This window comes from Halorubellus sp. JP-L1 (assembly GCF_011440375.1).
In the GTDB taxonomy this organism is placed as follows: Archaea; Halobacteriota; Halobacteria; order Halobacteriales; family Natrialbaceae; genus Halorubellus.
Genome location: NZ_JAAOIR010000005.1, coordinates 154698 through 167151, shown reverse-complemented (window position 1 = coordinate 167151; position 12454 = coordinate 154698). Strand labels below are relative to the sequence as shown.

Sequence of the window (12454 nt, the reverse complement as noted above, 5' to 3'; positions counted from 1 at the left end):
CCTCGCATTGAACGTCCGAGAATACCGCCGATAACTGTAACCTTTCAGTTTTCTTCCGTGGTATCGAACGCATCGAACGTTCCTCACGGTTTTCTACCGAGATTCTGGACGAACGGGCGGGAGCAGTGGACGCCTACCGGCGCGTAAGACGCCGAAAATCACCGCCAGAGAGGACGATACACGTTGGCATTCCACACGTGACGTCGCGGCTCGACCGAACGCTCGCGCGCGCCACGAGCGGGCCGGTCGGCGACGGAGATGCCAGAACCGTTATTCCTCGCCGCGACGCAACGACGGTATCGTGCTGGTCGGTCTCTACGCCGCACTGCTCGCACCCGTCATCGTCGGGTTGTGTTGGGTCACCGTCGCCCTCAGGCGAACCCACCCCGACAAGCCGGGTGCGACCGCGCTCGCAGTCGCCCTCGTCGGCGCGGCGGGATACACCGCCTTCGACGTCGCGGAACTCCTCGCCACGACCACGGACGTCAAGTACGCGTTCTTCGTCGCACAGACCGTTCCGTTCGAACTGATCGGCCCCGCAGTGCTCGTGTTCTCGCTCGAGTACACGGGCGCGAACCGGTACGTGACGCGGCGGTTCATCGCCGCGCTCGCGGTCGTCCCGACGGTCACGGTCGCGCTCGTCCTCGCGGAACCCGTCGCCGGTGTCGGACTCTACTTCGGCGACCTCACCGCCGTCCCCTGGCAGGCGACGCTCCCGGTCGTCGGCTGGTCGACCGTCGGCCGCACGGCGCTTGCGTACGACGCCGGCCCCTGGTTCTACGTGGACACCGCGTACGCGCTCGCACTTGCGGCGCTCGCCGCCAGCCAGTTCCTCGTGCTCTGGCTGCGCTCGACCGGGATGTACAGGCGGCAGGGTCGCCTGCTGTGTCTCGCGGTCGTCGTCCCGATGGTCGCGGGGGCCGCGAACGTCCTCCTCGTCCCGAACTATCCGATCGACCTCGTGCCGCCGACGTTCGCCGTCACGTGGTTCGCGGTCGCGTTCGCGCTCTACCGCCGCGACCTCCTCGCGGTCGTCCCCGTCGACCCGCAGTCGCTCATCGACCAGCTCCCCGAGGCCGTGTTCGTCGTCGACCCACAGGACCGGATCGTGCAGGCGAACACGGCCGCCACGAGCCTCCTCGTCGCCCCCACGAGGGACGGGCTCGTGGGTGCGTCGGCGGCACGGGCAGTCCGCGCGACGTTCGACGAAGCGCTCGCGGACGTCGCGGACGGCGACGTCATCGCAGTCGTCGACGAACCCGAAACGCCCGACGCCGTCGCGGCCGACGACGACACCGACGCTACCGCCGCCGACACCGACGCTACCGCCGACGACGACACCGACGTTACCGCCGCCGACACCGCCGACGCCGCCGACGCCGCCGATGCCGATACCGCTCCGGACGACGGCCCGGAACCGACGACGGACGGCGGCGCGGTACCCGCGACCGACGAGCGGTTCGAGGCGCGCATCCGATCGGTGACGGACGCCCGTGGCCGACAGCGCGGCCGACTGTTCTTGCTCTACGACGTCACCGACCGCGTCTCGCTCGAGCGCCGCATCCGCGAGCAGTACGACCAGCTCACCGTCCTGAACCGCCTGCTCCGGCACGACATCCAGAACGACGTCGCGATCGCGCTCGGCTGGGGCGAACAGCTCGCGGACGAACTCGACGACGACGACCCCGCCCGCGAGCACCTGGAGACCGTGCTCGCCGCGAACCGCCACATCGAGGACCTGACGCTCGTCGCACGCGACATCGCGGAGGCGCTCGTCATCGACGAGGACCTCGAACTCAAGCGGATCCGGCTCGACACCGCCCTCGAGGAAGCCGTCTCGAAGGCCCAGGCGCGGTTCGCGCACGCCACCATTCATCCGCCGACGTTCGACGAACCCGTGTTCGTCGACGCGAACGAGACCCTCGGGTCCGTGTTCACGAACCTCGTCAACAACGCCGTCCAACACAACGACGACGAGCATCCAACGGTCGACGTCACCGCGACCGTCACCGCAGACCGCGTCCGCGTCCGCGTCGCCGACGACGGCCCCGGCATCCCAGAGACCCAGCGCGCTCGAATCTTCGGTCGCGGCGAGAAGGGGCTCGCGTCCGACGGCACCGGCCTCGGCCTCTACCTCGTCGACAACCTCGTCGATCAGTTCGGCGGCGACGTCACCATCGCGGACGCCGACGACCTCGGCGGCACCGCGTTCGTCGTCGACCTCCCGCGAACGCAGTGACGCGACGACGGACCGACGCGAGCCACGGCCGATGCGACCGCACGACCGGTGCAATCGAACGACCGACGCTCGCCGTGCGAGAATCAGTCCGAGGCGACTCGACGCGCCTGCTCCCTGGCTTCCTCGACCGATTTGCCGTCCCGAAGCACCGCGTCGACGAACAGCTCGCCGGCCTTGTACGACGAGCGCACCATCGGACCGCTCGCACAGTAGAGGAAGTCGAGTTCGTCCTCGGCGACGCGCCGCCACGTGTCGAACTCGTCGGGCGTCACGTACTGCTCGACGTCCAGGTGCGTCCTGCTGGGCTGGAGGTACTGGCCGAGCGTGACGACGTCCAGGTCGATCTCGCGGAGGTCCTTCAGCGTCTGGTAGATCTCGTGGTGGTACTCGCCGACGCCGAGCATCAGGCTCGTCTTCGTGTAGATGTCTGACTCGCGGTTCACTTGCTCGAGGACCGACAGGGACTGCTCGTAGCCCGCGCGTCGGTCGCGGACGGGATGCTGGAGGCGGGAAACGGTCTCGACGTTGTGCGCGAACACGTCCGGCTCGGCGTCGATGATCTTCCGGACGAGGTCGGGGTCGCCCTGGAAGTCCGGCGTGAGGACCTCCACGAGGATGCCGGGGTGGCGGCGCTTGATCTCGCGGATGGTCTCCGCGAAGTGCGCGGCGCCCTGGTCGGGGAGGTCGTCCCGGTCGACCGAAGTGAGGACGACGTAGTCCAGGCCGATCTCGGCGATGGCGTCGGCGACGTTCGCGGGCTCGTCGGGGTCCAGCGGCTCCATCCCGCCGGTCTCGACGTCGCAGAAGTTGCAGGTGCGCGAGCAGCGATGGCCCATCAGCATGAACGTCGCGGTGCCGCCCTCTCCGGACCCGTTCCGGCCGCTCCAGCACTCCCCGAGGTTCGGGCAGTTCGCCTCCTCGCAGACCGTGTTCAGGTCGTGCTCTCGGAGGGTCCGCTTGATGTCCGTGAACTCACGGCCCGACGGCGGCCGCATCTTGAGCCAGTCGGGCTTCCGCGAGCGACTCATGCCCGGAACTGCGGCGCGGATTGGGTTAAAGCGTGGGGTTCGATCGCGGCCGACCGAGTGCACGCGGTGAGGCCAGCGCGACGGGTCCGCGTGTCGAGTACGACCCGGCCATGTCAAGAGCCAGCCGCTATTTCCGATAGAATTTAGTGCGTCCTGTGCGCGACATTGCCAAAGGCAATGCTCGACGTCTCCCGCGAGGAGATCACGGACGGGTCGATCCCGCGCTCGCTCCTCCTCCTCGCGACGCCGCTAGTCCTCCAGAACGTCGTCCAGTTCGCCCAGTTGCTGGTCGACGCGCTCTTCCTCGGTCGCGTCGGCGAGACCGCCGTCGCCGCGGTCGGGTTCGTCTACCCGCTGACGAGCGTGATGCTCGCCGTCATCGTGATGCCGTTCGTCGGCACGCAGGTCGTCGTCAGCCAGCGCGTCGGCGCGGACGACGACGCCGGCGCGCGCACGGTCGCCGCGAACGGCGTCGCGCTCGCACTCGCGGTCGCCGTCCCCGTCCTCGCCGTCGTCGTGCTCGCCGGGCCGTGGCTCGTCGAGACCGCCGTCTCGTTCCTGAACCCGACCGACGGCATCGCGACCATGGCGAGCATCTACCTCGTCACGTACGCGCTCGCGGTGCCGTTCATCGCGATCTCGGACACGCTCGAGGGCGCGTTCGTCGGCTGGGGCGACTCCCGCGCCGCGCTGTACGTGAACGTCGTCGCGGTCGCGGTGAACCTCGCGCTCGACCCCGTCCTCATCTTCGGGTGGGACGCCATCGGCGTCCCCGCCTACGGCGTGCAGGGCGCGGCGCTCGCGACCGCGATCGGGTACGCAGCCGGGATGGCGCTCGTCGTCGCGTTCGCCCTCGGCCTCCGGGACACGTTCACGCTCTCCCGCGAAGACCTCGCGTTCGACGCGGGCGCGTGGCGCGAACTCGTCGACGTCGGCTACCCGAACTCCGTACAGCGCGTGTCGAAGGACGGCGTGAAGGTCGCGATGGTCGCGCTCGTCTTCTACGCCGGCGGCGGCGCGGCGATGGCGGCGTACACCATCGGCGTGCGCGTCTCCGCGATCGCGTGGATTCCCGCGAGCGGCCTCCAGCAGGCCGCCCAGAGCGTCGTCGGCCAGAACCTCGGCGCCGGCAACCCCTCGCGAGCGAAGGAGACGACGTGGGTCGGGGTCGCGATCGCGGTCGTCGGCCTCGGCGGCGTCGGCGTCGTCCAGTGGTTCGTGCCCGAACTCCTCGCGAAACTGTTCATCCCCGGCGTCTCCGGGGACGCCTTGCGGTTCACGGTCGCGTACCTCCAGATCCTCGCGGTCGGCTACTGGGCGATCGGCGCCTCCTACCTCCTCCAGGGCGGGTTCAACGCGGCGCGGCGGACGCGAACGAGCCTCGTCGCGAGCCTCGCCCAGAACTGGGGCGTCCGCCTCCCGATCGCGGTCGTCGGCGGCGTCCTCCTCGGCGGCGGCGCCATCGCCGTCTTCTGGGCGGTGACGCTCTCGAACGTCGCAGTCGCGCTCGGCCTGGCGGCGTACTACCGGTACCAGACGAGTCACGGCATGCTCGACCGCGCCGCCGAGACCGCGGCAGACAGCGTCAGCGGGTGACGAACCCGCGGACTGGCGGTCGGTCCCCCGAGAGCTTGGTCGCGGCCGGTCAGGTCGCGGCGGACTCCGACAACAGCGCGTCGAACACCTTCCGTTCGGCCTTCCGGAGGTGCTGGTGGAACGTCGGCGGTGAGACGCCCAGCGACTCGGCGACGGTCTGGCCGTCGCTCTCCCGGGGCCACTCGAAGAAGCCGGACCGGTACGCCGACTCGAGCGCGGCCCGCTGGCGCTCGGTGAGCTCCTCGACGAGCATACGCTCCAGTCGGCCTGCGGACTCGGCGGTCCGCGAGCGCTGGCGCTGGGCGACGAGGTCGGCGGTTGGATACGCGTCCATGACGGTGTCCGCGACCGAGCGAGTGTCGACGGTCGGCGGCAGGTGGATGGTCATGTGGTAGTCGCCGTCCTCGACGACGGCCTCGTCCACGTACCCGCCGCTCGAGGCGATGGCCCAGAGCACCGGCGAGTCGGTCAACTGGAGTTCGAACCGGCAGGTGTCGCCCCACTGGCCGCGGTCCGTGACGCTCGTCCAATGCGGGATCGCGTCGACGAGACGATCGATCAGCGGCCGTGCCTCCTCGGCTGCGGTCCCGTAGACGAGGTAGTTTCCGTCGCTCGTGGGCACCACTTCGTCGAGTGTGATCCGGCCGTCGGCCGCGTCCTCGATGTCGAACGCGCCGAAGAAGTCCGCGATGCGGAACTCGAGTTCGACGACCTCGTCGCTCATCAGCGCGCGCTTGCGGTCGACCGCGGCGATGGCGTGGCCGACGACCTCCCCGAGCTGGTCGAGGACCCGCCGTTCCGCGTCCTCGAAGGCGAAGGGGCGGTCGGCGTAGACGTTCAGGACGCCGTAGGTCGTCTCCTCGTGGACGATCGGTATCGCCGCCGAGGACCGGAACTCGTAGGCGTCGACGTGCTCGCGCCACGGGTCGTGGCTGTCGTCCACTGCGACGTCCTGGGTGACCTGCATCTCGCCGGTGAGCAGCGCCTGTGCGGTCGGGCCCCTGCTCAGGTCGTCGTCGGGGTCGACGGAGATGGTGAACCCCTCGAGGTAGTCCCCGGCGTCGGCCTGCGCCCGCGGGGTCACCTCTCGGGTCGCGCTGTCGGCGTCGCCGATCCACGCGAACGAGAACGAGTCGACGGCGGCCAGCCCCTCGACGACGGTCGCCTCGATCTCCTCGCGCGTGGACTGGTCGATGACGGCGTCCGTGATGCCCTGGACGACCTCGTTGAGGCTGTTCAGCGCCTGGAGCTGCTCGCGTTGCTGGGCGAGCGCGCGCTCCTGGCGGTCGCGCTCGATGGCGGTCGCGAGGATGTTCGCGACGGCCTGGACGAAGTCCACGTCGTGGGGCGTGAACTGCTTCGTGTCGGTGTCGTGCGTGCCGAGGATCCCCCACGGGTCGTCCCGCGTTCCGACGATGACGCTGATCCCGCTACTGACGTCGTGGTCCGTCAGGAGGTCCGTGCCGCTGAATCGCGTCTCCGTCTCCAGGTCCTCGACGACGACCGGTTCGTCGATGCTCAGCGTGTACGACGCCTGCGAGTCGTCCTCTGTCGCCGAGACCGACGCCGCGCCCACGACACCGTCCTGCCAGCCCACGCCCTGCCGGAGCAGCAGTTCCTCGGCGTCCGCGTCCAGGTCGAGCACCTTGCAGTAATCGTTGCCGAGCACGTCCGCGACCACGGTCGCCGCCTGCTCGAAGAGGTCGTCGAGGTCGTTCGACTCGATGGCCTCCTGGCCGAGGTCCGCGGTCGCGCGCTGCTGTTGCATCCGGACCTCGAGTTCGCGCTCGTACGCCTTGCGCTCAGTGACGTCTTGAGACATTCCCATGGCGGAGAACACGACGCCGTCGTCGTCCCGGATCGGGACGACGTGGAACTGGTAGTCGCTCCCGTCGATGGTAGCCTCGAACTGGGACGACTCGCCGTCGAAGGCCCGCTCGTAGGCCGGGTCGAGGAGGTCCGCGAGCTCCGCTGGCAGGACGTCCGCGACGTGACCGCCCTGTAGCTCGTCTCGGTCAAGGCTCCCCTCGCCCGGGGGCGTGCCGCCGACCGTGACGTAGTCGAGGTTCTCGTCCACGAGCGCGACGGCACCATTCGGGAAGTGGTCGACGATCGTCTCGTAGCGCCGACGGGACTCCTCGAGTTCGCGCTCCCGTGCCACTCGCTCGCTGACGTCCCGGACGAAACCGAGCTTCCGGTGGCCGTCCCCGTCCCCGTTCGGCATCCCGGTGAACTTGCTCTCGGCGCGGAGCGTCCCGCCGTCGGCCCGCTGGATGTCCGCCTCCAGGGTGGCGCTGTCTCGCTCGCCCCGGAAGACCTCCTGGAGCGACCTCGCGGAGTCCTGGACGACATCCTCGTCGACGACGAGCGAGCTGTGGGCGCCCAGGAGCTCCTCGCGGTCGTAGCCCGTCATCTCCACGTACGCGTCGTTGACCCGGGAGAAGCAGAATCTGTCGTCGAGCACGTAGATGCCGTCGCGGGCCTCCGAGAAGATGGTCTCGTACAGTTCGAGTTCGTTCTCGCGTTCCCGCTGGTCGGTGACGTCCCGGAAGTACACCGACAGGCCGTTCTCCGAGGGGTAGACGTGGGCCTCGACCCAGAAGTCGAGGACGTCGAAGTGGACGTCGTAGCTGGTCGGTTCCTGGGTCTCCAGGGCGGTGTGGAACGCGTCGTACGCGGGGGTCTCCGTCGCGTCGGGGAACACGCTCCAGACGCTCCGGCCCAGGAGCTCCGCCTCGTCGTGCTGGAGCAACTCCTCGGCGCGTTCGTTGACGTACGTGAACCGGAACGCCTCGTCGACCGCGTAGAACCCGTCGTCGATGCGCTCGAACACCTCGTCGAGTTCGCTCGCGAGGTCGTCGCGGTGGCGTTCGAGACGCTCGGTCTGCTCCTTGAGCTGGGTCACGTCCTCGATGGTGACGAGGACCTCCTCGACGCTCCCGTCCTCGACCGTCAACGGTTCGACGTTGGCGGAGAGCCAGCGCTGCCCGCCCTCGGGCAGTGGAACGCTCAGGTGTACGTCCCGAACCGGTTCGCCCGTCTCGAAGGCGTGGACGTACGGCCGCTCCTCGGGTAGGAGTAGCGCCCCGTTCTCGTCGTAGACGCGGACGTGACCGACGTTGTACGGGCCGCCCTCGTCGATGCCGAGGAGTTCGTTCGCTCGTTTGTTCATCGGCTCGAACGTCCCGTCCGGTTCGACGACGAGGACGCCGACCGGAGCCGTCTCGAGAATTTCCTGGGTGAAGTCCCGCTGCTGGTGTAGCTCCTCCTCGTGTCGGTGGCGTTCGGTCATGTCGCGGGTGACCTTCGCGAACCCCTGGAGGTCGCCCTCGTCGTCGCGGATCGCGGTGATGGTGACGTTCGCCCAGAATCGCGTGCCGTCGGCCCGGACGCGCCAGCCCTCGTCCTCCGTCTCGCCCTCGGTGGCGGCCGCCTCGAGGTTCGCCTCCGGGACGCCCTCGTCGACGTCCGCCTCGGTGTAGAACGTCGAGAAGTGCTCGCCGACGACGTCGACCACCTCGTACCCCTTGATCGACCGGGCACCGGGGTTCCAGGTCCGGACGCGACCGTCGACGTCCAGCATGAAGATGGCGTACTCCTCGACGGCGTCCACGAGCGCCTGGAACTCGGCGGCGTCGGTCTCCCGGGTCGACCCGTCGTCGCGACCCGCGTCGTCCTGCGTGGTTCCCGACTCCGGCCCCGCTCGGTCGCTCGCACTGGCCCCCACCGGCTGCCACCACACTCGCGCGTTGGCGCCGACCTTCTTGGTCTCGAGCAGGTCGCGCTCGGCGAGGCGCTCGAGGCGTTCGTACGTGCTCCGTCGGCCGAGGTCGAGGTCTTCGGCCACCTCCGGCGTCGTCCGCGGCGCGCCGCCCGCATCGAAGCGTGCGAGGGTCTCCCGGAGGCTCTCCGACAGCGATGTCGTTTCCATGCCGGTCCAGAACACGGCCAGCCAATATCAACCCTCCGTCGATGGAGGGTCGCGGTGTGGAATCGAGTGGGTCCGACGTGGTACGTAACCCGTAACGATCATTCGAAACTTGAGACGCAACGACGCGGTTTTCGACTGGACCCACCTAATTAGTACGAGTGTAACGTTACGGGTGAAGCGCGTGTCGAGGCATACAGCCACCGAGGCGAGTGAATTCAGCATGACCCACACGACACTGGAAATACCGGAGGACCGTTCGGGAACAGTCGATCTAACTGAGAGCGAGACCCATCGGTTATTGTCGTCCGAACGGCGTCGGGCGGTCCTCGACGTCCTCGCGACGCGGACCGATCCTGTCGATCTCTCGGACATCGCTCGAACTGTCGCTGCCCGCGAGAACGCGGACGAACCCGACGCGAAAGCCATAGAGCGGGTCGCAGTCTCGCTCCACCACGTTCACCTTCCCTTGATCGCCGAAGTAGGGGTCATCGACTACGACGGCGACGCGAACCGCGTCGTGTCGTCCCCCCGACGGCCCCGCTCCTGAATTCGCCCGTCCGCGAGGAGACTCGCGACGTCGCTCGACGGACCGTTTCTGCGGAGACCGCCGCCCAGTGACGTCTCCGGTGGTCGGTCGACGCCGTACGTTCGTCGTCGGGTCCCCGCCACCCGGCATCGGTTGGCCGTCACGACTAAATCCCTCGCCACCCGGTACCTATTGAATGGATGACAGGGCGTGTCCGATCGGTGACTGCACGGCCACCGTCGAGTTCGAGAACGACGTCGTCGACGTGACGCCGCGCTTCCGGTTGCACGACCTCGGTGAAGTCGACGAGTTCGCGGTGTGTCCCGATTGCGACGCCGAGGTCGCGGGGTTCTACGACGAGGCGGACGCGGAGGGCGACGGCGGGGACGTCGAACTGATCCTCGACATCGACGACGAGGACGAGAGTGCCGACGAGGACGGAACCGACGCCGGCGACGAGGACGGGACCGACGCCGGCGACGACGGGGCTGCCGCCGGTGACGAGTTCGACGCGCCAGGTGACGGCGTGGCTGCCGGCGACGGATTCGATGCGCCGAGCGACGTCTTCGACGACCCGGACGAGGTGCTCGACGACGCCGACCGCGACGGGAGCGCTGGCGGCGGGGGCGAGACCGCCGGCGACGACGACGGTGGCGCGGACGACGGCGACGAGGACGACTTCGAGTCCGTGTTCGGGTCGGACGGCGAGGAGTAGCGGCGGCGCCCCGGGGGGTCGGGGCGGGACGGAAACGCCTTTGCCGCGCGCTCTCTGCGTACCTATCAGGATGGAGGTCGCCGAGGTCGTCCCGGAGTTCGCTGAGGCGTTCGCGTTCGAGGAGTTCAATCCGATGCAGCGCGAGGCGCTGCCCGCGCTGCTCGAGTCCGGCGAGAACGTGGTTGCGAGCGCGCCGACCGCGAGCGGGAAGACCGCGCTCGCCGAGCTCGCGATCTGCAAGACGCTCGCCGACGGCGGGACGGCGCTGTTCGTCGCGCCGATGCGGGCGCTCACGAACGAGAAGGAGACCGAGTGGGAGCGCTTCGAGGACATGGGGTACTCGGTGTACGTCGTCACCGGCGAGCGCGACCTGAACCCGCGGCGGGCGCGGCACGCCGACGTGCTCGTGATGACGCCCGAGAAGCTCGATTCGGCGACGCGCAAGCACGACTCGACGCGGTACGACTTCGTGACGGACGTCGACGTCTGCATCATCGACGAGGTCCACCTCCTGGACTCGGACAAGCGCGGGCCCGTGCTCGAGGTGACGATCTCGCGGTTGCGGCGGCTCTGCGACCCGCGCGTCGTGGCGCTGTCGGCGACGATGCCGAACGTCGACGACGTCGCGGCGTGGCTCGACGCGCCCGCGGAGAACACGTTCGCGTTCGGCGACGAGTACCGACCGGTGGAGTTGAACGCGGGCGTGAAGACGTACACGCACGGCGACAACTCGTTCGCGGACAAGTACCGGCGGCTGTACCGCGCGCTCGACCTCGCGGAACCGCACGTCCGCGAGGACGGGCAGGCGCTCGTGTTCGTCTCCTCGCGCCAGGACACCGTGCAGGCCGCGAAGAAGGCCCGGGACGAGGTCGGCGAGCGCGACATCCCGATGGGCGCGCGCGGCGACTACGACTTCCACAACGACGCGAAGGAACTCCAGAACGACACGCTCCGGAAGAGCGTCCTCGACGGGGTCGCGTTCCACCACGCGGGCCTGGCGAAGGGCGACAAGGACCGCGTCGAGCAGTGGTTCAAGGAGGGGAAGATTCAACTACTCTTCTCGACGTCGACGCTCGCGTGGGGCGTGAACCTCCCCGCGCGCTGCGTCGTCATCCGCGACACGAAGCTCCACGACCCGCTCGAGGGCGAGGTGGACATGAGTCCGCTGGACGTCCTCCAGATGCTCGGGCGCGCGGGCCGTCCGGGGTACGACGACGTCGGCTACGGCTGGGTGGTCTGCGACCGCGCGGACGCCGACAAGTACCGGCGGCTGCTGCGGGAGGGCAAGGACATCGAGTCGCGGCTCGCGGACAACCTCGATGCGCACCTGAACGCGGAGATCGCGATGGGGACGATACGGGACATGGACGACGTGATGGACTGGCTGGAGACGACGTTCTACTACGTCCGCGCGTCCGCCGCGCCCGAGATGTACGACTTCGAGGGACTCCGCGAGTACGTTCGCGGGAAGCTGGAGGGGCTCGTCGACCGCGGGTTCGTGGACGCCGGCGACGACCTGTCGCTGTCGGCGACGAGCCTCGGGATGCTCGCGTCGAAGTTCTACCTGCGGCTCGACACCGCCGCCCGATTCCGCGAGCTCGCGACCCGCGACGCACCGGTGGACGCGAACGCGGTCCTCGGTGCGGTCGCGACGGCGATGGAGTTCGACTCCGTGAGCGCTCGCCAGAGCGAGAAGGAGGCCGTGGACGCAGTGCTCGTCGGCCGGGACACGGGCGACATGGAGCCGGGGCAGCGGAAGGTGCTCGCGATACTGGAGTCGAGCATGACGGGGTCGACCCCGAAGGAGCTGCGGTCGGACGCGTGGGTCATCAAGCAGAACGCGCTCCGCCTCCTGGGTGCGTGCCGGGCGTTCCTGGAGCGGTTCGCGGACGGGCACGCGGCGAACGTCGCGGAGCGCGTCGCCGCCCGCATCGAGGACGGCGTGAGCGCGGACGCGGTCGGCCTCACCGCGGTCGACGGCGTCGGCGCGGGCCGCGCGAGCAAGCTCGCGAAGGAGGGGTTCGCGACGCCCGGGGACCTCGTCGCCGCAGGCGTGGACGGCCTCGTCGAAGCCGGCCTCTCGGAGGGCGTCGCCGAACGCATCGTCGACGCGGCCGCGGACCTGCCCGCACCGCGCATCGAGTGGGGCGCGTTCCCGGACTCCGTCGCGACCGGCGAGAACGACGTCCGCGAGGTCACGGTCGCGAACGACGGCGGCGGCGCGAACGCGCACCTCCGCGTCACCGTCAACGGCGTCGAGATGACGGAGACGGAGACGTACCTCGGCGACGAGACCACCACGCCAGTCGCCGTGTTCGGCGCCGACGACGACGAACTCACCTACGAGATCTCGATCGCCTTCCCCGACCACCCGCTCGTGCCCGTCGCAGAGACGCGGACCGTCCGGGTGACCTGATCG

7 protein-coding genes are annotated in these 12454 nt (G+C 69.2%); 5 read left to right on the top strand and 2 right to left on the bottom strand.

Translation table 11 applies throughout. The features are described 5' to 3' along the window. The first annotated feature begins 301 nt into the window (after window positions 1-301). Window positions 302-2239, top strand: coding sequence for a histidine kinase N-terminal 7TM domain-containing protein (locus tag G9C85_RS19150; RefSeq protein ID WP_166042469.1), 1938 nt, complete (start codon window positions 302-304; stop codon window positions 2237-2239). Between the two features lie 83 nt (window positions 2240-2322). Here G9C85_RS19150 and lipA read toward each other — a convergent pair whose 3' ends face one another. After that, entirely contained in the window at window positions 2323-3267 is a 945-nt protein-coding gene (gene lipA / locus G9C85_RS17795) for a lipoyl synthase (protein ID WP_166042467.1), read from the bottom strand. Window positions 3268-3444: 177 nt separating this feature from the next. Between lipA and G9C85_RS17790 the strand changes: the two genes are divergently transcribed. Continuing rightward, the gene (locus tag G9C85_RS17790; RefSeq protein WP_166042466.1) at window positions 3445-4863 is read left to right on the top strand and encodes an MATE family efflux transporter; all 1419 of its coding nucleotides are present in this window, start codon (window positions 3445-3447) and stop codon (window positions 4861-4863) included. A gap of 49 nt (window positions 4864-4912) precedes the next feature. Here G9C85_RS17790 and G9C85_RS17785 read toward each other — a convergent pair whose 3' ends face one another. After that, a complete protein-coding gene (locus G9C85_RS17785) occupies window positions 4913-8794 on the bottom strand; it encodes a PAS domain S-box protein (RefSeq protein WP_166042464.1) in 3882 nt (1293 codons plus the stop codon). A gap of 220 nt (window positions 8795-9014) precedes the next feature. Between G9C85_RS17785 and G9C85_RS17780 the strand changes: the two genes are divergently transcribed. From G9C85_RS17780 to G9C85_RS17770, 3 genes are all read left to right on the top strand, one after another. After that, complete coding sequence (locus G9C85_RS17780; RefSeq protein WP_166042462.1) at window positions 9015-9341, top strand: hypothetical protein; 327 nt, start codon at window positions 9015-9017, stop codon at window positions 9339-9341. A gap of 175 nt (window positions 9342-9516) precedes the next feature. Further along, window positions 9517-10035 carry a hypothetical protein gene (locus G9C85_RS17775; protein WP_166042460.1) on the top strand — a complete coding sequence of 173 codons (519 nt, stop codon included), beginning with the start codon at window positions 9517-9519 and terminating at the stop codon, window positions 10033-10035. Between the two features lie 70 nt (window positions 10036-10105). Then, complete coding sequence (locus G9C85_RS17770) at window positions 10106-12451, top strand: DEAD/DEAH box helicase (RefSeq protein ID WP_166042458.1); 2346 nt, start codon at window positions 10106-10108, stop codon at window positions 12449-12451. Window positions 12452-12454: the final 3 nt, after the last annotated feature.